The organism is Porphyromonas sp. C0026D3 (assembly GCF_056590775.1).
The window spans coordinates 57,111-78,809 of the sequence record NZ_JBWPWU010000009.1; the positions used below are offsets into that span (position 1 = coordinate 57,111).

Genomic DNA, 21,699 nt, shown 5'->3' on the forward strand with positions numbered 1-21,699 from the left:
ATGAGTAAGTCAGATATTGGAATGATTGGCCTTGCCGTCATGGGAAGCAATCTAGCCTTGAACATGGAGCGAAATGGATTCAAGGTCTCGGTCTACAACCATCGCCCGGAGCGGGTTGACTACTTTATGAACGAGCTTGCACCCGGCAAGCACTTTGAGGGATACAAGGAGATTCAGTCTTTTGTCGAGTCTCTGGAGTGTCCTAGGCGCATCATGCTGATGGTCAAGGCCGGCAATCCGGTTGACGAGGTTATTGACCAGCTTTTGCCCTACCTTAGCCCAGGAGACATTGTGATCGATGGGGGCAACTCCAACTACCTTGATACCGAGCGTCGCGTCCGAGACCTTTACGCGCGAGGTGTTTACTTTGTCGGATCCGGTGTCAGCGGAGGTGAGGAGGGCGCGCTCAACGGTCCTTCGATCATGCCCGGTGGTGCAGTGGAGGCGCGCGAGTATGTCCTGCCGATCTTGCAAAAGATTGCGGCCAAGGCACCGGATGGCACGTCTTGCTGTGAGTGGGTAGGGGGCGGGGGCTCCGGACACTTTGTCAAGATGATCCACAATGGGATTGAGTACGGTGACATGCAGTTGATTTCGGAGGCTTACTTCATGATGAAGCGAATCCTTGCCTACGACAACGAGCGGATGGCCGATGTATTTGCCGAGTGGAACCTCGGGCGTCTTGAGAGCTACCTCATCGAGATTACCGCATCTATCCTCCGCCATCGCGATCCCTTGTCGGAGGGGTACCTCTTGGATCACATTCTCGATGCCGCAGGACAAAAGGGTACCGGTAAGTGGAGTGTCATCAATTCGCTTGAGTACGGGGTTCCGCTCAATCTCATTGCCACTGCTGTCTACGAGCGGAGCCTATCGGCGATGAAGGGGCTACGCTGTGAGGCGAGCGAGGCATACGGTCTGCACCTCCTACCACAGGCACCGGCGGGACAGATGTCGGATAAGCTCTCAAGTGCCCTCTACGCCAGCAAGTTGGTTAGCTATGCTCAGGGCTTCCAGGTGATGTCTGCCGCCTCTGAGGAGCGGGGATGGGGGCTTGACCTCGCCGCCATTGCCAAGATTTGGCGCGCCGGTTGTATCATTCGGAGTCGCTTTTTGGCCGATATTGCCGATGCCTACACTCGTGACCCGGGCTTGCGTCATCTCCTCCTCGACTGCTACTTCCGCCAAGAGATGCAGGGGAGCCTAGATGACTGGCGAGAGGTCGTTGCGCTGGGGGTGCAGTGTGGTCTTCCCATGCCAGCCATGAATTCTGCGCTCAATTACTTCCACTCCCTTACCACCGAAAACCTCCCGGCCAACCTACTGCAGGCGCAGCGTGATTTTTTCGGTGCACATACTTTTGAGCGGACCGATCGTAATCGTGGCGAGTTTTTCCACGAGGATTGGACCAGCACCGGCAGTGGTGTCTCCAGTTCTGTCTACAACGTCTAGAGTCTCACTACCATGATTGATACAGAGTACAAGCGTATTTTACCCAAGTCTTTGGTGCTTGTTATATTTGGCGGGTCAGGCGACCTCACCATGCGCAAGCTCATGCCCTCCCTCTACCAGCTCTACCGAAAAGGACGTATGCCTGAGGGCTTTAGGATTGTTGGATGTGCCCGCACCACCTATGCGGATGAGGGCTACCGCGAGACCGTGTCCGCCAATCTCTTGCGCCACCTCTTGCCCGCAGAGTACGACGAAGAGTTGGTGAAGAGCTTTGTTGACCACATTCGCTACCATGCTATGGACCCAGGGCAGGCCAAGGACTATCCAGCTCTAAAAGAGGCCCTGGAAACCCTTGATGCAGAGATCGGCAATCACGGCAACTACCTCTTTTACCTTGCCACACCACCTAGTCTCTACGGTGTTATTCCAGGTCATCTAGCCACTGTTCGGCTCAACCATGGACACGCCTACGGCACCGAGCAGACCCGCCGGATCATTGTCGAAAAACCCTTTGGCTATGATCTCGAGAGTGCTCGTCGACTCAGTGCCATCTACCGTGAGGCCTTTGACGAGGATCAGATCTACCGTATCGACCACTATCTCGGAAAGGAGACCGCCCAAAACATACTGGCGCTCCGGTTTGCCAACGGACTCTTTGAGCCTCTGTGGAACCGCAACTACATCGACCGCGTCGAGATCACAGCAGTCGAGGACATGGGGGTGGGAACGAGAGGGGGCTTCTACGACGATGCCGGTGCACTCCGTGATATGGTCCAAAATCACCTTGTCCAGCTCCTGGCCCTCGTTGCCATGGAGCCACCCATGGCCTTTGGCGCTCGGGAGTTTCGCAACGAGGTGGTCAAAGTCTACCGAGCCTTCAAGCCTCTCACCCGTGACGAGATCAAGACGCAGGCTATCCGAGGACAGTATATCGCCAGTACCTATCGAGGCGACACCCTCAAGGGCTACCGAGAGGAGGACAAAGTGCGCCCCGACAGTCGCACCGAGACCTTCGTCGCCATCAAGCTCTTTGTCAATAATTGGCGCTGGAGTGGAGTCCCCTTTTTCATCCGTACCGGCAAGCAGATGCCTACCAAGGTCACCGAGATTGTTGTCCACTTCAAAAACGCACCTCTCCAGATCTTTGGTTCGCTTGATGGCCACAGTGTCCCCAATAGTCTCACCATACGCATCGCACCCAACGAGGGTACGGCCCTAAAGTTTGGCATGAAAGTCCCTGGCCCCGGGTTTGAGATCAAGCAGGTCTCCATGGACTTTACCTACGACAAGCTAGGTGGCGTACCCACTGAGGACGCCTACTCACGCCTCATTGAGGACTGCATGCTCGGCGACCCAACACTTTTTACCCGCAGTGACGCTGTGGAAGCTAGCTGGACTTTTTTTGACCCCATCGTCAAGGCTTGGAGCGAATGCGATGACGAGATACCCCTCTATGGTTATCCAGCCAAGACATGGGGCCCCCGGGAGTCCGACAGTCTACTTGAGGGCGACAGCACTTGGTCCAACCCCTGCCGTAACCTTATTGATACCGATCTATACTGCGAGCTATGATGACTACCAAAACCATCCACCGTGCCGGTACCCCTGGAGGGGTAGCTCAGCTCATTACCAACCGGCTCTTTGCTCTGGCCGACCATCAGGACCGGCCTATACATGTGGCACTCAGCGGTGGCTCCACTCCACTGACCCTTTTTGGCTACTGGCAAAAAGTCTCCGCTGAATTGATCCGTCGTCGCATCCACTTCTGGTGGGTTGATGAGCGAATGGTTCCAGTCGATAGCCCTGAAAGCAACTATGGCAACGCCCATAGGGCCTACTTTGGTCCGGCTGGCTATCCTGCTGAGCTGCTCCATCCCATCCCATACTCGGATGGACAGACGACAGCTGATGCCGCACATCGCTACGACTACCTCCTTGAGGAGAGTAGGGCCCATGAAGGACGTCCATATGCTCTTGATCTCGTAATACTAGGGATAGGGGACGACGGCCATACTTCCTCCCTCTTTCCAGGACAAAAGCTCTACGAAGTTGAGAGTCGTTACCTAGCCTCCGTTAATCCCTACAACGGGGTCAAGCGGGTCGCTCTCTCGTACCAAGGCATCCTTGAGGCTCCTCTCGTACTCTTTCACGTCATGGGGGCCACCAAGCGTCCCATGCTAGAGCGTGTCCTTCGTCCTGCTTCACCAGAGGAAGCTCGTCTGCCTGCCGCCTACGTCATTGCACACGCTTGTCGTACGGAGCTATATACCGACATTTCTCTAGAGCTATAGTCGTACCGACGTTACTGAGGAGAACCTTGCCGACTTTTCCCCATCCGGGGAGTATCCTAATCTCATCCGCCACTCCTTTCGGAGCCTTGGCGGATGTTTTTTTGTTTTGGGCAAAAGCTAGGTTCTATCGGGTGAAACTGTAGTTTCATCGGGCAGAAACTGTAGTTTCATGCGGAAGAAACTGTAGCCTCACGATCGGAGACTCTTCTTTCATACGGGTTGTGGTCCAATCCTTTGCAGATGGATGTAAAATAGGAAAGGGTGTGCCAAAACTGTTGTTTTGACACACCCCCTCGTTATGCATTAGGGATCGGCGCATATGTGGGAGCCTTTTTGTCCTAGCTCTACCAGTAGCTGATCCTAAAAATCATTTGTTACCGGCTTCTTCTTTTGCTTTTTGGATCATCTCTGCTCCGGGAATGATGAAGATTTCCACGCGGCGGTTTTTCGCCCGACCTACTTCGGTGGAGTTGTCTGCCACAGGCTCGTCGGGTCCTACCCCCATGGAGGTCATGCGGGTCGGAGAGACGTTGAGTCTACGTAGGTAGTTGTAGACACTGTTTGCACGACGCTCGGAGAGCTTCATGTTGTAAGCGTGCTTGCCGGTGTTGTCGGTGTGTCCTACGATCTTGATATCGGTATCGGGGTTGGCGTTCATGTTTTCGGCAAAGCGTGCAAGTGCCTCTTGGGATTTTTTGTTTAACACAGAGTCATCGAAGCCAAAAAGTATACCGCTGTCAAAGGTGACACGGATGCACTCTCCGTTATTTACTTTTTCCACTTTGGCTTCCGGTACCTGCTTCTCGAGTTCCTTGGCTTGTTTGTCCATGTGGTTGCCGATGAGTCCGCCGGCTACACCTCCAACGACAGCACCAATAGCTGCTCCGAGGCCTGCGTTTCCTCCGGCTGTGTGTCCTATTCCGGCTCCGATGGCGGCACCGGCTCCGGCTCCGATACCGGATCCTTTGGCAGTATTGTTGAGATTCTCAAGTACACCGCAGCTACTTAGGGTTAGTGCTAGGGATAGGGTCGTTGACCCTAGTATGGCATAAGTCTTTTTCATGATATTGTCATTTGGTTGTTTTAGTAATTCCTTTTGGTTTTGTTGTCGTTTTCTGCTATTTCTTTTGGTTTGAGAGCTAGTACTCTCTCGGACCAAAAATGTCTGTTCCGATACGTACATAGGTCGCTCCATGCTTTAGGGCAAGGAGGTAGTCGTGGCTCATCCCCATGGAGAGCTCGCAAAACTGGGGGTCGTCCGCAAAATAGGTTGCTTGGAGTTCGGTTAGGGTTGTGCGTAGGGTCTCAAATTGGCTTTCGATCACGGCATCGTCCTCCGTATATTCTGCCATGCCCATCAGACCAATTATGCGGGAGAACTTTAGCTCGTGGATAGGACATTTGTCCAAAAAGCTTATCAACTCTTCTTTTGAAAATCCGTGCTTGGTCTCTTCGCCGGATATGTGTAGTTGTAGCAAAAGTCGGATTGGTGGACGTTTGCGCTCCTGTCTCTCACATTGGCGCTCGATCTCTGTGACCAGTGACCCCCGATCAACGCTGTGGATGGTGTGTATGTAGGGGACAATATACTTGACTTTGTTTTTTTGGAGGGTACCGATAAAGTGCCACTCTATGTCGTCCGGTAGAAGGTCGACTTTTTGGGCGAGCTCTTGGACTCTACTTTCTCCAAATATCCTCTGCCCGGCATTGTAGGCTTCTTGTATTCGGCTGATGGGGTGAAACTTGGAGACGGCAACGAGTTGTGCGCTTCCGAGTTTGGTCCTCAAGTCTCTGAGCCGGTTCTTGATACTAGACATGACCTTACTTTACCTCGTAGGGAAAGACATCTAGGATAATGGTCTCTTGTATGGCGGCCACTTCGTAGTCGGCGAGTGTGTCTTTCATCCCTTTTAGGAGATTTTGGCATGCTTCTTCGAAGTCATCGGCCTGGACCAGCATTTGGCTGTATTTTTTCTTTTCAACGCCGGCTTTTTCATCTAGTGTGATGAACCCGACCTTGGCTTTGTAGAAGCGTTCGCTCTTTCCGTCCAAAAATAGTTCTGCGTATCGGACTTTTTTCACAGAGTCCATGGTGAAAGCTCCACGGCTCTCCATCAGCTCTGTCATACGTGCTTCGGCGTCGGTAAATGTCTCTGCATCGAGCAAGTAGACTTCACTGACTTTTTTCATTTTGCCGTCAGCATTGATTTCTTTGTCGTAGGTTATTTTGCATTCAAACCAGCTCATAGGATAGTGAGTTTTATATCGTTGTTAGTATTTGTCGGTATTGGATACACTTAGCTTTAGCTCCTGCGCAACCGTCCGGAGGGTTGTACCATCGTCCAGACTTGGAGCTGCGTTTTCGAGCAGTACCAGCTTTTTTGTCAGGCCATGCTTGGCAAGGTCCTTGATGGAGTTTTGTACGCAAACATCTCCAGCTATTCCGCAGATGTAAACTTTGTCCGCTTGATCAAGGAGGCTGGGGTAAGTGTCTTCAAAAGCACTGTATTGCTCTTGATCCGTCCGGCAACCTTTCTCAATGAAGTGTAGCTTGACTTTGTCCTGAAGGTGGAGCAAAGAGTCCATAAGGTCCGGATAAATTGCCGCTCCCATGCTGTACTTGACGCAGTGGATAGGCCACTGACCTCCGTTTTCCTCAAAGCTCATGTGATCCGTGGGGTGGCAGTCCATTGTTACAAAAATGTGGTCAATAGGGGCATTGGGCAACGAGGTGGCTAGGGTGCGTATGGCCTTAGAAGCATCCTTGACCGGCAGACTGCCGGTGATAAAGTCTATCTGTGGGTCAACTATAATAAGGGCATTCATTTTATTACTTTTCTTGTTTTTAGATTATTGAGCAAAGGCATGGCATACATTTCTACCATTTTTTTGTGCAAGAAGTCACGGTCCGCACGAGCATCGGGTAGCTTGTCCAGCTGATCCTCGATGTAGAGCAAAAACTCTAGCTGCTGTCGTTTGCTGTAGAGGTCGCTGAAGCGATTCCCACCATGAGTGAGATCGTACGCAATGTAGTTGTTGGGGTAAAAGCGGTAGTGCAAAAATATCTGCTCGTCGATCTTTTCTGCGATAGCTGTTAGTTGTTCATTTTTAGTCATGCCGGGCGTGATGACGTCATCAAAACTTGATATTGGCTCGGAAAAAGCGCAGTGGATGCGTCCTTTTTTCCCTAGCAGCCCGGTGCGCATGCTTAGGAGGTCGCTTATCTTTTTTTCCTTGCTGTATGTCCCTTTTTCTTTCTGCAGTAGCTCGAGTGCTTTCAGGTAATCACAGGGGTCATACTCGTAGGAGATCGTGACGGGTACCAAGTTTAGCTCGGCCAAGTTTTTGGGAAGGTCTTTCTCCTCACTGCCCATGGCCAGCATCTTTAGTAACGATGGTTGTGTGCGGTCATTGCAGTCTTTAGCTCGCCCCTCGCGCTGTGCGATCCACTGCGAGGACCTTTTTTCCTTGATGTTTCGTCTCATGTAGTCCGATAGGCGTTTTGATTCGATCAACATCTCTCTAACCTTAGGGGAGCGTTTGACCAAAAACGAACCACACAGGCGGACCATATCGCTGATCCACGGGCGTAGTATCAGGTTGTCGCCAATGGCTATCTCGGGGATGTCCAGTCCCGCTTCCACGCAGACGAGATTGAGGATGGCTGGGTCAAGTATGATGTCTCTGTGGTTGGAGATGTAGGTGTAGACTTTGTCTCCATTGGCACGCATGGTGCTTTTGCCGGAGGAGGTCACCGAAAAGGCGGTCTGCTCTAGGAGCTTGGCGAGCATGGGGGCTACCACCTCTTTTTTGAAGGCTTCTACCGTGTGGATATTGCTTAGGTCCTTATTCGATAGGTCATGGGCCAAGTGCTCTGCGATGCCAGATGCTTCTGAGTCGGCAAGCAGTCTTTGAATCATCGGTTGCACTTCGTCGTTATTAGCCGGGCGGATGCTGTCGTAGTATTGTTGATTGTTGTTTTCCATGGTTGTTAGAAGTAACGATTATTTTTGTGCCAATTCTACCTGATACTCTATGATGTCCGTGAGTACCTGCGACATATCGAGTCCGGCGGCTCTGACCTGCTGGGGTATGAAACTGGTCTCTGTCATCCCCGGTGTGGTGTTGACCTCTAGCACATATGGCACATCTTGCTGAATAATGTAGTCTACTCTGATGATTCCTGAGGCATCGAGAAGTTGGTAGATTTCACGAGTAAGATCCCGGATCTTATCAGCCATCGTGTCAGCCAGTCTAGCCGGGGTTATCTCTTGGACCTGTCCATTGTACTTGGCATCGTAGTCAAAAAAAGTGTTGTCGGTCACTACTTCTGTTATCGGCAAGACGTGGATTCCAGCCTTGTCTTTGTAGCAACCGCAGGTGATTTCGGTACCGATGAGAAGTCGCTCCATCAGGAGTACGTCACTTTCTTGAAACCCGATACGCAAGGCCTCCTCCAATTCATTTTCTTCATCCACCCTTGTCGTCGCTATGCTAGATCCCCCTGTGTTGGGTTTGATGAAGACCGGTAAGCCAATTTCCTTGGCCAGAGCGCCTATCCGTCCGATATCTGAGCGGTATACCCGTCGGCTCTCTGCCACATGTATGCCGAAAGATCGGAGAAAGTGTGTACAAGTAAATTTGTCGAATGTGAGTGCACCGACCAATGTACGACAGCAAGAGTAAGGAATCCCCATCATATCCAAATACCCCGTCAGAAGACCATCCTCTCCGGGAGTTCCATGGATTGTTATATAGGCGTAGTCAAATGCTACCCGTTTTCCCTCATCCGTAACGAATGAAAAGTCGTTTTTGTCAATGGTATACTCTTTTCTGTCAGTCACGACCCACTCGCCTCTCCGAATAACTACCGAGTAAATATCGTATGGGCTGTGACTGAGAAAGCCCATCAGAGCTTTTTGGCTTCTTAGTGAGACGGAGTACTCGCCGCTGTATCCTCCTGCAATGAGCGCTATATTCATGGATTATTTGATGTTCCGTTGATGTATGTTCTCCATTTTTCCAGTAACCCTTGCATATCTGCTGGTAAGTCGCAAAAAAAGGTCATTTCTTCTCCCGACACAGGATGTACGAAGCCCAGAGACTGGGCATGTAGTGCCTGTCTAGGACATTGCAGAAAGCTATTGGCCACAAACTGCTTATAGCTTCCAAATCTATTCCCTCTCAAGACTTGATCCCCCCCGTACCGTGCATCGTTGAATATAGGATGTTGGATTGACTTCATGTGCACCCGTATCTGATGAGTCCTTCCGGTCTCCAGCACACACTCTACCATGCTAAGGTAGCCAAGCTCCTCTATGACCTTCCAGTGCGTTACAGCAGTCTTCCCAATGTCTCCACCATAAGGGAATGGTGCAAATATAAGCCGATCATGAGGGTCTCTGGCCAGATTGGTCCGGACTGTACCTGACGCTTGTTCCATTCGTCCCCACACAATAGCTCGATAACTACGTTGGGTCGTTTTGTTGAAAAACTGTTTGCCTAGATGTGACTTCACCTCCGGTGTCTTGGCAATGACAAGCAAACCACTAGTGTCTTTGTCGATACGGTGCACTAGCCCCAATCTTGGGTCGTTCGGGTCATAGCTCTTGTCGTTTCGAAGGTAGTAGGCTAGGGCATTTAGGAGTGTACCGGTGTAGTTGCCATGTCCGGGATGTACCACTAATCCGGCCGGCTTATTGACCACCATCAGAGACGAGTCTTCGTATACAATATCCAATGGGATATCCTCCGGTACGATGGTGTTGTCGTATGGTGGATGTTCGAGACGGAGTGATATCCGATCAAATGGCTTGACTTTGTAGTTTGCCTTTACCGGATTGTCCCCTACATGTATGGCACCAGCTTCTGCAGCTTGTTGTATTCGATTGCGCGACATACCGGCCAAGCGATCGACAAGGAATTTGTCAATCCTAAGTGGAGTCTGTCCTTTGTCTACAACAATTGCGTAGTGCTCGTAAAGGTCTACAACATCGTCCTCTTCCTCCTCGTCCATTGTCATGGATACATGAGGATCGCTAGCGTGAGGATCAAAACCACCCATTCCCATTGTCAGAATTTTGGGACCGTGCGTTCTCGACCTCGTCTTGGATAAGGGAATCCAGTGAATTTTGTTGGGCCAAAGAGAGGCTGTCCATCAGTTGTGTAGAAGTGACTTGCAATATTATAGGATGGTTGTAGGCGATGGAACTACCCGGCAAAAGAGTGACACCGGTATTGCCATCCTTAACCGCTGTGGCTAGATCACTATAGACTCCAGGAACGTACTCTTCACGAATATTGATAAAACCAGCCCTTCTCAGTGCTGCCTCTGCTTGACGGCGAGAGATTTCGTAAACCTCAGGAATGCGTGATTGTCTCACTATAGTAGTGTTGACAGTTACATAGATTGTCCGACTTCGCTTTACAGATGAGCCGGATTTGGGTACGCTCTCTAGGATGACACCGGGTGCCATTGTCTCATTGTATACCGAGTCAATTACCTCCATTCCCAGATCGTTGAATTGGAGTAATGTTGTTGCTTCTTGTTGTGATAGCCCGGTAAGCGTTGGAACTACAACGGAGTCGTTGTGTCGGGTATAAAACTTTAAGAAAATCATGGACACAAATACGAGCAAGGATCCAACTGCAAACATCATGAGGATATTTAGGAGGATGATAACACCTGTCCGTTTTTTGAAACACGTGTCCGGCTCTTGGTTCTGATCTGTATGACGGTCTGTAGATGGCATGTGTCTGTTGTATGCGTATGTCGGAGCTAATAGTGTACTTATGGGGTTTAGTGCGCTCCGGAACCCACTAGATGTTCAAAATTACCAAAAACTGGGGTGATTGAAAAGTAAAAGCGACCAAGAGATGTCGCATAAGTACCGAACCATGCCCAATGGTGAAGAGGAGTCTTGCTCAAAAATGAGCCCAAATTGGGACAGATATTTACAGAAAGGGGTGTGTCACTGTGAGCGACACACCCCTTGTATATATATAAACAACACCTCCTAGGATGTAATAATTTATGTGCAAACTTCTTTATTGCCAGGCTACGAATTTGTTTCTGTTGTCAAAGCCTAGCATACGTCTCTGTTAATAAGAGCTGTGCAGGCGTCCCTTAGTCTAGCTCCTCCTGGCGGAGACGCTGAACATAACGAGCCTTTTCCATTTTGCGACGCTTGATGACAGATGGTTTCTTGAATTCCTTCCTGTCACGTAGCTTGCGCATGGTGCCGGTACGGTCAAACTTCCGCTTGAACTTTTTCAGGGCTTTCTCGATGTTCTCGCCCTGCTTTACAGGTACAATGATCATAAATTAATTCTTCTTGTAGTTGTTGTATTGTATTCTACAGATCTGTGCAGTTCTCTTGTAACACAGCAGTCGCAAAGGTACCCATTTTATTTGAAGATCACAACTTTAGACTTTGAAGACTTCATGATATTGAGGAACGAAACACTAGTATATTTCGTTTTGAAGCAAAAAAAGATAAGCAACAGACTCGTCATTCGTGGGTAGATCAGAGGGCCTGACACAAGTATCCTAGATACACTTGCTCCGGTAATAGATATTCAATCTCCAAGAATTGGTTATCTTGCACTTGGATTTGATAAGAGTCTAAAGTAATCTAGTATTACCTTTTTTGTGACATCAAAAGCGTTAAAAAAGAATCCGATTAGAGAAGCCTTCAGGATCCTAGCCTTCTCTCTCTTCTGTTTGTTGACTCTGCCACTTCCGCTTTGTGGACAATCGCTCTCTATTCAAAAAGAAGATAGTCTTGTCACAAATCATTTGGTGGTCAAGAGTTCTCTTGCGCATGTGCCCCTTGGCGGAGTGAATGTGTCTCAGTTCGTAGGGGCAGAGGCAAGGCGATTTCCTTTAGGAAAGACGGATGTTTTTGGCAAGCTGACGTACAAAGCTCGTGTCCCCCCAAAAAACCCTATTCAAATCGAACTAAATCATCCAGAATACTATTCTCTCAAGTATACCTATTATCCGACTCTCTTTCTTGAGGACACAATATACCTTGAGTTGGATTCACGACCGTACTTGATAGATACTCTTATTGTAGAGGCTGCTCGGACAAAATACAATCCTGTAAACTCTGCGTCAGCACTGGTAAACAGACTTGTGTATGCAGAGGAAAAAAGAAGGTTGAACAATGCTGAAGACTATTCTCTCGTCATGTCAGATCAAATGGTGCTTGCGCTTTCAAACTTTGATCTGAAAAGTAGGTTTTTGAATATTCTATTCCCCTTTTTTCAAAACTATGTACAGCAGTCGGTCCTTGATGGGTCTTGGACACTTCCTCTGTCTCAACGCGAAGTGATTGCTGATGTTGGATGGAATGCAACGGAACAATTAAGACATAGAATAATCCGTTATCGAAGTCACGTTGGGCTTGACCAAAATATTGATGATGGCTCAATGACGATGAGCCTTGAAGAACTGTTTCCACACATAGACCTTTTTGAAAACAGAGTAAAATTATTGGACTCTCAGTTTGTTAGTCCTCTATCAAGAAACAGAGAGGACTACTATAAGTATTATTTGACAGACACATTAGTCTGTCACGGTCATGTGGTCTACGCTCTGAGTTTTTATCCATATGAGCCTTCCGACTATACCTTTAGGGGTGTTTTGTACATCACATCAGACCAAGTGCCAAAGCTGCTATATAGTGAAATAAGCATCCCGGATGACACAAACCTAAACTTCCTTGATCAGTTCAAGATCAAGCAATACTATGGACCAACATCGGACAACCACTGGGAACTAAGTGATGAAACGATGGCTGCTTCTTTTCGATTACATTGGCAGTTGTTGTCATTTTATGTGGAGCAAAATCGAAAGTATAGAGGCTATCGATATGCAGAGCCTGACCCTTTGGTAGTCTATAGCAATCCTAGGATTCAGGATCTTTCTATGAGTTCGCAGGCCGGAGCGTACCTTGGCACTATTCGGGATAAGGATTTGTTGGTTACGAATCAGGGACTGAGACGTTTTTTAGACGATGTGCGTAGGTTTCCCCTATACAAGTCAATCCTTGATCTTTCGGATATGTTTGGCACTGGATATATGCGGACTGGTTGGCGACAAGATTTGTTGTATGGTGGTAGCAAATTGGATATTGGACCGATCGGTAGTTTTGTCGGCCGGAATAGTGTTGAGGGGTTACGATTGCGACTTGGGGGGCGTACTACAGGGTATCTCAATCATCGTGTTTTTGCAGAGGGCTATTTGGCTTATGGAATGAAAGATAAGAAATGGAAGTTCTCAACTACCGCTTCCTATTCATTTGTTCCAAAAAGATATTTTAGGAACGAATATCCTCAGAAAGAGATAAGCCTTACCTATTGGAAAGATCTATATACGCCGGGGCAAATATTTGAGAATAATGACAAAGATAATATACTGTATAATTTGGGAACTTCCTACTTGGCCAATCGCTCGTATCGTGAATCTTTGAGGCTTGAGTATATTAATGATTTGACAAGTGATTTACAGGTAAAGTTTCAAGCTGCCCATATCTCCGACTACCCACTCACCGGTCAAGAGTATGTGAGGGTCGAGAAGCATGGTAATGACACCACGCTCATACGAGTGCCAAAAGTCACGGACGCACTGCTTGGTGTTACGTTGCGTTACGCTCCTGGAGAGCGGATATATAATGGCTCTATGCAACGACAGTCTGCTTTTTATAAAAAAATACGCAAGGAGGTACCTGTCTTTTTCTTTTCATATGAGTATGGTACCCCGATACTTGGTGGTGAATTTGTGCGAAATCGCACCGAGATTAGCGTGGTTCATCGCCTTTGGATGAATGATGCCGGTAGGCTTGACTATAAGATAAATATCGGAAAATTGTGGAATGCCGTCCCGTTCCCCATGCTTTATACACCGCCCGTCAATCGAGCATATGCACTAAATAGCCGGTCATTTCAAGTCCTGCGCCCTTACGAATTGATTGGAGATGAGTGGGGGACTCTTTTTGCAGAGTGGCACTTGCGTGGCTTGGTATTTAACAAACTACCGATACTCAACAAAGCCAAGCTTCGTGGTGTACTGAGTCTCAATTACCTATATGGTAACACCTCTAAGAAAAACAGGCAATACAACAGCACAGAACTTTTTGTCCTTCCGTCCATAGCCACAGAGATGGATCATACGCATTATGTGGAAATGGGGATAGGTCTTGAGAATATCGCACGTATTTTTAGGATAGACGTTTTTCGCAGACTTACACCTAGCGGACCATATTCTCTGCCATCTCCATGGGTTATTAGAGGTAGGGTGGGGCTTTCTTTTTAGCAGTATGAGCTTGTCGCATAGGAGATCTGTCTCCATGCGATATGATTCAGTATATGTCGTACAAAAAGTCGTTGTATGGGAACCTCTGCGTGTGAATCTCTTTCACTCTGTCGTACAGAAGTTCCTTGAGCTCTTCGACCCCATCACCGGTTCGCGCCGAGATAAAACGGACATCCATTGTATCGCTATGAGCCATCCAAGTGCTTTGTAGTTCCTCGAGAGATATGTTTTCTTTCGTCTTGGGTGTTAGGTCGTCTTCAGCTTTTGGTGTATAGCTAAATGCATCAGCTTTATTGAAGACTAGGATAGTTGGCTTTTGTTGCTCATCAGCACCGATAATCTCCTTGAGTGTACTATTGACGATGTCAATCTGGTCCTCAAATGATGGATGTGAGACATCTACCATATGGATTAGAATATCAGCCTCACGCAATTCATCAAGTGTTGACTTAAAGGACTCTATGAGCTCTGTAGGTAATTTCCTAATAAAGCCAACGGTGTCTGTAAGCAAAAAAGGTAGATTTTGGATTACGACCTTACGAACCGTGGTGTCCAAGGTGGCGAAAAGTTTGTTTTCTGCAAAGACATCACTTTTGCTTAGCAAGTTCATAAGTGTTGACTTACCCACATTGGTATAGCCCACAAGTGCTACGCGCACCAGTTTCCCTCTGTTTTTTCGTTGAGTTTTCTTCTGTTTGTCAATAGACTTTAGCTCCTCTTTTAGTTTGGAGATTTTGGATAGAATAATCCTTCGGTCTGTTTCCAGCTGGGTTTCACCTGGTCCCCTCATGTTTGTTCCTCCACCTCTTTGCCTATCCAAGTGAGTCCATAGTCGGGTTAGTCTGGGCAATAGGTAGTTGTATTGCGCAAGCTCCACTTGGGTCTTGGCATACGCTGTTCTAGCCCTAGAGGCAAAAATATCCAGGATCAAGCTTGTTCGATCCATGACCGGGACTTTCAGTGAGCGTTCAATATTTCTCAATTGATTTGGAGACAATTCGTCATCAAAGATGACTAACCCTACTTCGTCCTCTTTCATTTTGGCACTAATCTCATCCAGCTTACCTTTCCCGATATAGGTGGCAGGATTAGGGTGATCCAGTTTTTGAGTAAATGATTCTACCGCTTGTATTTTTGCGGTGTCAGCCAAAAAGGCCAACTCTTCCAGGTACTCATTTACTACTTGTTCGGTTTGTTCCGGTGTTACCAGCCCTACTAAATAAGCTCGGTCTGTAGCAGATTCTGTCAGGATAAAATCTCTCATTTATTTGTCTTGTTGATTTCACTGATGTCGATAACTAACCCCTCACTTCCCGCCACAACGTTTGGAAAAACCGTGATGGCTTCTTGTCTTAGGCTCTCTATATCCTTTTCTGTCCGGTATCTTGTGCTATAGTGGCCTATTAGAAGTTGTTGCACATTCGCTTGCTTGGCGATCATGGCGGCTTCTATGGCGGTTGAGTGCCCTCTGCTGTGTGCTTGTGAGGCAAGACTTTCTCCAAATGTGGCTTCGTGATAGAGTAGGTCTACACCTTGAACGAAAGGAATTATTTGAGGAGAATATTCGGTGTCAGAGCAGTAAGCAAAGGAGTTGGCCTCGCGGTTTGCCTTGGTCAACCTTTCATTTGGGATCACCGTTCCATCCGGCATCACGTAATCGTCCCCCTGTTTTATTTTCCCAAAATAGGCTATAGGTATGCCATAATACTCGGCGACTTCTCTATTCAGATGCGGTTGTAGTGCTTTCTCATCAAAGCGGTAGCCAATACAACTTACGGTATGCTTTAGTTCAAAAGCTTGTACAGTCACAGAGTTATCATCGTAAACACATACTGTACCGGATTTGGGATCAATCTCGTGGGCAATGATCTTTTCAGTGTCATTGTTTCGGCAGAAAAACTTCACGATACGATCGACAAAGTATTTGGTGCCGTTTGGTCCATATATGTGGACCGGGTGATCAAACCCGATCAGAGACATTGTACTCAGCAGCCCCGGTAGGCCCAAGCAGTGGTCTCCATGGAGATGCGAGAGGAAGATCCGATGCATTCGTGAGATTGGCACTCGATACTTTAGGAGCTCCACTTGTGACCCCTCTCCACAATCGATGAGAAACACTTTGTCTCTAATCCTAAGAACCTGACAAGACGGGTGCCTATCTGGAAGAGGCCGAGCAGACCCCACTCCAATCACTTGAAGATACATTCCGGAATTGAGGTTTGGCTTAGTGTTGGACATCACGCATCAATGCTTTATCGAGTTCAGACCGAATCACTGTCAGCTTTTGGCGTACTTGCAGAAGCTTGTTTCTTAGTTCCAGGTCTACTTCCACGCTCGGTGTTTGTAGTTGTTTCGCTGCGGCCTTTAGGGTCATCCCCTTTATCACCACTAGGTAGTGTAGGCGCTCTATGACTTCAAGGTCCTCTCTTGTGTATCTCCTCGCACCGCTCGGAAATCGCTTAGGACTCAGTGACGTTCCCTGCTCCCAATACCTCAGAATATGCTCCTCGATACCGAAAATCCTAGCCACTTCACTTGTGGAGTAGCTTTTGGTGGACGTTTTATCCCATTTCCTTGTGGCCTTTGGGGCTGTGTTCTGCTTCCTTACATTCATCTCGGACAAAGTTAATGAATTTAGAGATCTTTTTTCTAGATAACTTTGAGTACATTTGCCGTATTGGAAATGCATTAATGGCCGAAAGTAGAGCACAATGATTCACCGACTCACGAAACATATTGAAAACGCACTATATACCCAGGACTGCGTCCTTGTACCCGGTGTCGGTGCTCTACTGAAGCATGCTGTCCCTGCCACCTTGGATCGTTCCAAAGGATTGATCTATCCGGGACACTGTAGCTTGGCTTTCAATACTGCTATCAAACACGATGATGGCTATCTTGCGACAAGCTATGCAAGAGCTTATGCGATGACCTTCAGACGCGCTAAATCTCTGATGGAGGGTGACGTGAAGGATATGCAGGAGGCATTGAAAAAGAATGGTTTGGTACAAATAGGTGCAGTAGGTCGCCTAGCGTGTGACCCAAAGGGACGTATCTCCTTTTTGCCGAATACCGAGCATCCTTTTTCTATTAGTCACTATGGGCACGCCCCCATTGCTAGGCTTCCAATAGCCACCTCTCATTTCTCAAAGTCAAAAAGAGGGGCTGATAAGGACATCGTTTACCTGCCAATAAACCTTAGGTATATGCGGTATGCGACAGTGGCTACTATAGTTGCTTTGTTGTCGCTTTTTATGCCGGCAGAAAAAGTGCGCATGTCGAATGATAACATTCAGCAATATCAAGCCGGTTTCGTGCCACAAGTGAAGCAGGAAGCGGAAATACTACCGATACCAACTCAAGAAACAGATCCAATCGATCAGCCCAAAATGGTTGATCACGAATTAGCCCCCACTCGACACATTGCCGGGCTACAGGTGGTTACTCCTTCCGTGGATTCATTACAATACTACGTAGTGATATCCAGCTTGCGAAATGAAGAGCAAGTTCAAAAATTTGTGGATAAGTTTCGGCCTTTGGAGACTTTCCCAAATAGCAGTGTACTTGTGACCGAGACAGGAATGCATCGGATATTTACTGGAGTATACAGCACCCTTGAATCCGCACAAGAGGCTCTGAAAAAGGTACATGAGCACGATGATTATGCTGATGCTTGGATTTATCGGCAATCATCCAAATAGCACGAGCGTTAGTTCCATCTTCATCGGTAATCTCCGCCTGCGTCCGACCGCTCTTCCATCATTAAACAGCAAAAGGGCTACCCAATTTGGGTAGCCCTTTTGTCTTCTTTGTGTCAGTTTTTTAGTTGAGGTGTGTGCAATCTCAGCGAACGTTTCGTTTGCACGCACCGAGATGTTTCGTTTTTGCAGATATACGTGATTGCCACCGAGGACCTTAGGGAGGACAATTTTCAGGGGGAGAAAAAGCCGACGAGATCGGAGAAAAAGGTACTTATGTCCAAGGAAAAGATAAAATCACTGTGTGATTTCTAGAAATCACACAGTGATCTGAATAAACCACTTAGTGATTTGAATAAATCACATAGTGATTTCGAGTTTTTCATCCGGGAAAAATAGTTTTGAAGTACAGAGGGATGACTTTTTAACCTTTAGAATTTCATTTATAGAGGATGAGGTGAAGGTCTCCAATGATCAAGGGTGAGCCTTCTTGCACTTTCACCCACTTTTATCACTGTGCCCCTGCCACCGCTTGCGGAATCTAGATACATAGGAAATATTCAAAATACCTAACATTGGCGATTGCAGGAACCAAGCAGGCGTCGTACTTTTATGAAATAAGAAATGAACATTTTGATAAGAAGATAATGGCAGACAGGCAGAATAACTCCTACCAAAGGATGATGAAACATTACGATGACCTATTGACCGGACGAAGATGGTGGTCATGGATATACATGCGATTGATTTGGAATGAGGATGCCAATCTCTTAGCTCGGAAAGTGCTCGATTTAATACCAGACGATTTTCGGGGACGACTGCTTGACGTGCCTGTCGGCACTGCCATTTTCACCACCGAGAAGTATCGTCGGATGAAAGGTGCCGAGATCGTTGGCTTAGACTATTCGGAAGAAATGATAGCTATTGCGACTTTGCGAAAAGAAGCGGATGGGATAGCCAACCTGTTTTTGGAGCAAGGAGATGTCGGAGAACTTCCCTATGCCAACGAGACCTTTGACTGCGTACTGTCGATGAACGGCTTTCAGGCTTTCCCGGACAAAGAGAAAGCCTTTGCCGAGATTTTCCGCGTGCTGAAACCCGGTGGTTGTTTCTGTGGCTGCTTTTATGTCAAGGGTGAACGCCGATTGGCAGATTTCTTTGTTAAGAAAGTCTTGGAAAGAAAAGGATTTTTCCACCCTCCATACGATACCTTCGCTGAAGCCGAGAGCCGCCTTCGGAGTATGTATGGCGATGACGTGTCGACAGAAAAAATGGCATCTGCCTGCTTGTTCCGCTGTGTAAAACCACAAGGAGGGAGCATCGGAAACGAACAATAACCCCACAGCATAAGACTCAGAGCGCAACTGAAATAGTTTCAATTCACGCACCCGTAAGGGTGCGACCGGTTGGGCTTGGTCTACAAATACCTCACATTCTGTTTCAATTCACGCACCCGTAAGGGTGCGACCTCCATGGCGGATCCTGTCCGTGTAGGCCATTTTTTGGTTTCAATTCACGCACCCGTAAGGGTGCGACGATAGAGACAATGGCAAACGCTGAAATCAAGGTGTTTCAATTCACGCACCCGTAAGGGTGCGACCCAAACGCTGACCAAGGAGGCGCAGACAAAGATAGTTTCAATTCACGCACCCGTAAGGGTGCGACACAGCTACACGGCACTTGGACGGCTCTACAACACTGTTTCAATTCACGCACCCGTAAGGGTGCGACTAGATATCTTGCTAATAGAGTGGTATACCAAAAGTTTCAATTCACGCACCCGTAAGGGTGCGACTCCAAGGTTTTTAACAGATAAGTACAAACAGCCATGTTTCAATTCACGCACCCGTAAGGGTGCGACATTCAATGAGATACGTGGCTTTTTGGGTTTGACAGTTTCAATTCACGCACCCGTAAGGGTGCGACCACCAAGTACACCGACACGGGGATTAAAGCTAAAGGTTTCAATTCACGCACCCGTAAGGGTGCGACATTGACGCTTTGATGCAGTCCACAGATGGTACAAGTTTCAATTCACGCACCCGTAAGGGTGCGACAACCGTATGGCCAAGGCCAACGACTACATTTATAAGTTTCAATTCACGCACCCGTAAGGGTGCGACTGTAGGGTGTTAGTCTTCATGGTTAGAAATGATTGGTTTCAATTCACGCACCCGTAAGGGTGCGACATCCGAATTTTTATCGGAAAAAACCCACAGATGGCGTTTCAATTCACGCACCCGTAAGGGTGCGACGGAGCCCTACTTTCGTGACTAGATCTTACGCACTGTTTCAATTCACGCACCCGTAAGGGTGCGACGGTCTCGGCGCAGGAGCAGTCGGGTGAGGATGGAGCGTTTCAATTCACGCACCCGTAAGGGTGCGACGCAATTTATTACGAATTTAGCCCCCGAGGATTTTTGTTTCAATTCACGCACCCGTAAGGGTGCGACCCAATCGCTGTCATCATAAAAAGTATTCTTCAACGTTTCAATTCACGCACCCGTAAGGGTGCGACGCTGGTACAGAGATGTCTTTCCCGACGAACTCTACGTTTCAATTCACGCACCCGTAAGGGTGCGACGGACATTCTTGTGACCGGATATGGATTCTATGCAGTTTCAATTCACGCACCCGTAAGGGTGCGACGTTTGATAGCTAACTCAACAACAAATATACCACATGTTTCAATTCACGCACCCGTAAGGGTGCGACGGTGCCTTTGTATGCAAATTGCATGCAAGATTTAGTTTCAATTCACGCACCCGTAAGGGTGCGACTGTAGAATGCTAGGAATAGCTCAACGTAAGCTTTCTAGAATCCTCTTTTGCGAAGGTACCTATTTTTTTATAATTATCGGATCATCAGTTGTCCTTTATCCTTGCAACAGTATGTCTATGAGCACTTGCGAGTATCTTGACGTATGTTGATCACTTCTGCCTCGCAGTGTGAAATTGATGCGTTGTTCAGATAATCAGTTCTCCCTCTATCTCATAACTCGTTTTTTGCCCATAGCTATTTATGTGAGAACTATAGTTTTTGCCAAGGAGATAGACTCTCAGACTATCCTTTGTGTCATCAATAATGCTGAGGAGTTTATTTATAAGTACGACTTTCTGAGCGGGGTTTACGAGGCACTCAAAGACAGAGTTTTGTACTCTTTGTCCATAGTCTGAACAAATTTTTGCCACACGACGAAGTCGTTTCTGCCCTAGTGCATCAGTCGTGTTGACATCATATGTGATGAGAATGTACATATTGAGTTTAGCTCATGAGAAATGCTGGATAATCATCTAGTTCACCTCGTAGATGCTTGGCAAGAAGTGAAGCTTGTATATAAGGAAGTAGCCCGATCGGCATTTTTTCTCCGATATAGGGGTGTGTGATCTCAGTTCGTTTTCTTTTCTGCCACTCACCGATGAGTTCTTTCTTCTTTTCATCTTTGAGAAGATATCCATTTTCCCCTTGAACTATGAAGTCTAATGGTCTTATTTGGCGATTGTTGATCAATGACAGGACAAATCGGTCTACTAAATAAACTCTCATTTCCTCCATTAGGTCTAGTGCAAGTGATGGCCTCCCAGGCCTATCTGTGTGTAGGAAGCCTACGTACGGATCAAGCCCCACTGTTTCAAGTGCACTACGTACGTCATTTGCTAGGATGGTGTAAAAAAAGGAAAGCAATGTATTCACTTCGTCTTTTGGAGGCCTTTTGCTCCTTTCGTGAAAGGTGAAACTTTTATTCAAAATTAAATGCTCGAATACACTAAAATAAAGTCGTGCGGCATTACCCTCTGCACCCATAATTGATCCTCGGCTGGTTAATCTAGGGAGATCGGATATAATACTTCTTAGTTCTTGAATCACTACTGTCCCGTTAAAGTGGACTAATCGCTCTTTGAATTAATTGAAATACAGTATTTTGCAAGAGATTTTAAGG

At 47.4% G+C, this 21,699-nt stretch carries 19 protein-coding genes, 1 pseudogene and 1 CRISPR repeat array; of the genes and pseudogenes, 6 read left to right on the plus strand and 14 right to left on the minus strand.

What is annotated here, in order from left to right; genetic code table 11:
* From gnd to pgl, 3 genes are read left to right on the plus strand one after another with little or no spacing between them, the layout of a single operon-like run.
* Complete coding sequence (gnd, locus tag AC1EK1_RS08020; protein ID WP_480306951.1) at window positions 1–1,452, plus strand: decarboxylating NADP(+)-dependent phosphogluconate dehydrogenase; 1,452 nt, start codon at window positions 1–3, stop codon at window positions 1,450–1,452.
* A gap of 12 nt (window positions 1,453–1,464) precedes the next feature.
* Window positions 1,465–3,024 carry a glucose-6-phosphate dehydrogenase gene (zwf, locus tag AC1EK1_RS08025; RefSeq protein WP_480306953.1) on the plus strand — a complete coding sequence of 520 codons (1,560 nt, stop codon included), beginning with the start codon at window positions 1,465–1,467 and terminating at the stop codon, window positions 3,022–3,024.
* On the plus strand, window positions 3,021–3,743 hold the full coding sequence (pgl, locus tag AC1EK1_RS08030; protein ID WP_480306954.1) for a 6-phosphogluconolactonase: 723 nt from the start codon (window positions 3,021–3,023) through the stop codon (window positions 3,741–3,743). The genes zwf and pgl overlap by 4 nt, the downstream gene beginning before the upstream one ends.
* 367 nt (window positions 3,744–4,110) lie before the next feature.
* Here the strand turns inward: pgl and AC1EK1_RS08035 are convergent, their stop codons facing one another.
* The 9 genes from AC1EK1_RS08035 to rpsU form a co-directional block, all read right to left on the minus strand.
* Window positions 4,111–4,806: a YiaD family glycine zipper/OmpA-like lipoprotein gene (locus AC1EK1_RS08035; protein WP_480306955.1), complete on the minus strand. Its 696-nt coding sequence runs from the start codon at window positions 4,804–4,806 to the stop codon at window positions 4,111–4,113.
* Window positions 4,807–4,882: 76 nt separating this feature from the next.
* Entirely contained in the window at window positions 4,883–5,560 is a 678-nt protein-coding gene (locus AC1EK1_RS08040; RefSeq protein WP_480306957.1) for a YggS family pyridoxal phosphate-dependent enzyme, read from the minus strand.
* Window positions 5,561–5,564: 4 nt separating this feature from the next.
* A complete protein-coding gene (locus tag AC1EK1_RS08045) occupies window positions 5,565–5,990 on the minus strand; it encodes a DUF4494 domain-containing protein (protein WP_480306959.1) in 426 nt (141 codons plus the stop codon).
* A 24-nt stretch (window positions 5,991–6,014) separates the two neighbouring features.
* Window positions 6,015–6,569, minus strand: a complete 555-nt coding sequence (locus AC1EK1_RS08050) for an isochorismatase family protein (protein ID WP_480306961.1) — start codon at window positions 6,567–6,569, stop codon at window positions 6,015–6,017.
* Window positions 6,566–7,729: a lysophospholipid acyltransferase family protein gene (locus AC1EK1_RS08055; RefSeq protein WP_480306963.1), complete on the minus strand. Its 1,164-nt coding sequence runs from the start codon at window positions 7,727–7,729 to the stop codon at window positions 6,566–6,568. Before AC1EK1_RS08055 ends, AC1EK1_RS08050 begins: the two co-directional genes overlap by 4 nt.
* An 18-nt stretch (window positions 7,730–7,747) precedes the next feature.
* Window positions 7,748–8,725: a D-alanine--D-alanine ligase gene (locus tag AC1EK1_RS08060; RefSeq protein WP_480306965.1), complete on the minus strand. Its 978-nt coding sequence runs from the start codon at window positions 8,723–8,725 to the stop codon at window positions 7,748–7,750.
* Window positions 8,722–9,807: an RluA family pseudouridine synthase gene (locus AC1EK1_RS08065; protein WP_480309173.1), complete on the minus strand. Its 1,086-nt coding sequence runs from the start codon at window positions 9,805–9,807 to the stop codon at window positions 8,722–8,724. Before AC1EK1_RS08065 ends, AC1EK1_RS08060 begins: the two co-directional genes overlap by 4 nt.
* Window positions 9,794–10,495 carry a PASTA domain-containing protein gene (locus AC1EK1_RS08070; RefSeq protein WP_480306967.1) on the minus strand — a complete coding sequence of 234 codons (702 nt, stop codon included), beginning with the start codon at window positions 10,493–10,495 and terminating at the stop codon, window positions 9,794–9,796. Before AC1EK1_RS08070 ends, AC1EK1_RS08065 begins: the two co-directional genes overlap by 14 nt.
* A gap of 374 nt (window positions 10,496–10,869) precedes the next feature.
* Complete coding sequence (gene rpsU, locus AC1EK1_RS08075) at window positions 10,870–11,064, minus strand: 30S ribosomal protein S21 (protein WP_480306968.1); 195 nt, start codon at window positions 11,062–11,064, stop codon at window positions 10,870–10,872.
* A gap of 330 nt (window positions 11,065–11,394) precedes the next feature.
* Between rpsU and AC1EK1_RS08080 the strand changes: the two genes are divergently transcribed.
* Window positions 11,395–14,061, plus strand: a complete 2,667-nt coding sequence (locus AC1EK1_RS08080) for a DUF5686 family protein (RefSeq protein ID WP_480306970.1) — start codon at window positions 11,395–11,397, stop codon at window positions 14,059–14,061.
* Between the two features lie 46 nt (window positions 14,062–14,107).
* Here the strand turns inward: AC1EK1_RS08080 and hflX are convergent, their stop codons facing one another.
* From hflX to AC1EK1_RS08095, 3 genes are read right to left on the minus strand one after another with little or no spacing between them, the layout of a single operon-like run.
* The gene (gene hflX / locus AC1EK1_RS08085) at window positions 14,108–15,325 is read right to left on the minus strand and encodes a GTPase HflX (protein ID WP_480306973.1); all 1,218 of its coding nucleotides are present in this window, start codon (window positions 15,323–15,325) and stop codon (window positions 14,108–14,110) included.
* The gene (locus AC1EK1_RS08090) at window positions 15,322–16,299 is read right to left on the minus strand and encodes a ribonuclease Z (protein WP_480306975.1); all 978 of its coding nucleotides are present in this window, start codon (window positions 16,297–16,299) and stop codon (window positions 15,322–15,324) included. The genes hflX and AC1EK1_RS08090 overlap by 4 nt, the downstream gene beginning before the upstream one ends.
* Window positions 16,286–16,750, minus strand: coding sequence for a MerR family transcriptional regulator (locus AC1EK1_RS08095; RefSeq protein WP_480309174.1), 465 nt, complete (start codon window positions 16,748–16,750; stop codon window positions 16,286–16,288). Before AC1EK1_RS08095 ends, AC1EK1_RS08090 begins: the two co-directional genes overlap by 14 nt.
* Before the next feature lie 22 nt (window positions 16,751–16,772).
* Between AC1EK1_RS08095 and AC1EK1_RS08100 the strand changes: the two genes are divergently transcribed.
* Together AC1EK1_RS08100 and AC1EK1_RS08105 are read left to right on the plus strand one after the other, a co-directional pair.
* On the plus strand, window positions 16,773–17,762 hold the full coding sequence (locus AC1EK1_RS08100; RefSeq protein ID WP_480306979.1) for an HU domain-containing protein: 990 nt from the start codon (window positions 16,773–16,775) through the stop codon (window positions 17,760–17,762).
* A gap of 644 nt (window positions 17,763–18,406) precedes the next feature.
* On the plus strand, window positions 18,407–19,096 hold the full coding sequence (locus AC1EK1_RS08105; RefSeq protein WP_480306990.1) for a class I SAM-dependent methyltransferase: 690 nt from the start codon (window positions 18,407–18,409) through the stop codon (window positions 19,094–19,096).
* Between the two features lie 35 nt (window positions 19,097–19,131).
* Window positions 19,132–20,539: a CRISPR direct-repeat array (repeat unit 31 nt; unit sequence GTTTCAATTCACGCACCCGTAAGGGTGCGAC).
* A gap of 186 nt (window positions 20,540–20,725) precedes the next feature.
* Here AC1EK1_RS08105 and cas2 read toward each other — a convergent pair.
* Window positions 20,726–21,016, minus strand: a complete 291-nt coding sequence (cas2, locus tag AC1EK1_RS08110; protein WP_480306981.1) for a CRISPR-associated endonuclease Cas2 — start codon at window positions 21,014–21,016, stop codon at window positions 20,726–20,728.
* A gap of 7 nt (window positions 21,017–21,023) precedes the next feature.
* Window positions 21,024–21,626: pseudogene (cas1, locus tag AC1EK1_RS08115) on the minus strand (CRISPR-associated endonuclease Cas1); the annotation flags it as partial.
* Window positions 21,627–21,699: the final 73 nt, after the last annotated feature.

Bases quoted from the DNA above. Each gene is read 5' to 3' on its own strand.
- AC1EK1_RS08095 (WP_480309174.1), bottom strand. From the start codon at position 16,750: ATGCATTTCCAATACGGCAAATGTACTCAAAGTTATCTAGAAAAAAGA.
- AC1EK1_RS08105 (WP_480306990.1), top strand. From the start codon at position 18,407: ATGGCAGACAGGCAGAATAACTCCTACCAAAGGATGATGAAACATTAC.
- AC1EK1_RS08070 (WP_480306967.1), bottom strand. From the start codon at position 10,495: ATGCCATCTACAGACCGTCATACAGATCAGAACCAAGAGCCGGACACG.
- AC1EK1_RS08065 (WP_480309173.1), bottom strand. From the start codon at position 9,807: ATGGGTGGTTTTGATCCTCACGCTAGCGATCCTCATGTATCCATGACA.
- rpsU (WP_480306968.1), bottom strand. From the start codon at position 11,064: ATGATCATTGTACCTGTAAAGCAGGGCGAGAACATCGAGAAAGCCCTG.
- AC1EK1_RS08040 (WP_480306957.1), bottom strand. From the start codon at position 5,560: ATGTCTAGTATCAAGAACCGGCTCAGAGACTTGAGGACCAAACTCGGA.
- pgl (WP_480306954.1), top strand. From the start codon at position 3,021: ATGATGACTACCAAAACCATCCACCGTGCCGGTACCCCTGGAGGGGTA.
- AC1EK1_RS08090 (WP_480306975.1), bottom strand. From the start codon at position 16,299: ATGTCCAACACTAAGCCAAACCTCAATTCCGGAATGTATCTTCAAGTG.
- AC1EK1_RS08060 (WP_480306965.1), bottom strand. From the start codon at position 8,725: ATGAATATAGCGCTCATTGCAGGAGGATACAGCGGCGAGTACTCCGTC.
- AC1EK1_RS08050 (WP_480306961.1), bottom strand. From the start codon at position 6,569: ATGAATGCCCTTATTATAGTTGACCCACAGATAGACTTTATCACCGGC.
- gnd (WP_480306951.1), top strand. From the start codon at position 1: ATGAGTAAGTCAGATATTGGAATGATTGGCCTTGCCGTCATGGGAAGC.
- AC1EK1_RS08035 (WP_480306955.1), bottom strand. From the start codon at position 4,806: ATGAAAAAGACTTATGCCATACTAGGGTCAACGACCCTATCCCTAGCA.
- AC1EK1_RS08045 (WP_480306959.1), bottom strand. From the start codon at position 5,990: ATGAGCTGGTTTGAATGCAAAATAACCTACGACAAAGAAATCAATGCT.
- zwf (WP_480306953.1), top strand. From the start codon at position 1,465: ATGATTGATACAGAGTACAAGCGTATTTTACCCAAGTCTTTGGTGCTT.
- hflX (WP_480306973.1), bottom strand. From the start codon at position 15,325: ATGAGAGATTTTATCCTGACAGAATCTGCTACAGACCGAGCTTATTTA.
- AC1EK1_RS08055 (WP_480306963.1), bottom strand. From the start codon at position 7,729: ATGGAAAACAACAATCAACAATACTACGACAGCATCCGCCCGGCTAAT.
- cas2 (WP_480306981.1), bottom strand. From the start codon at position 21,016: ATGTACATTCTCATCACATATGATGTCAACACGACTGATGCACTAGGG.
- AC1EK1_RS08100 (WP_480306979.1), top strand. From the start codon at position 16,773: ATGATTCACCGACTCACGAAACATATTGAAAACGCACTATATACCCAG.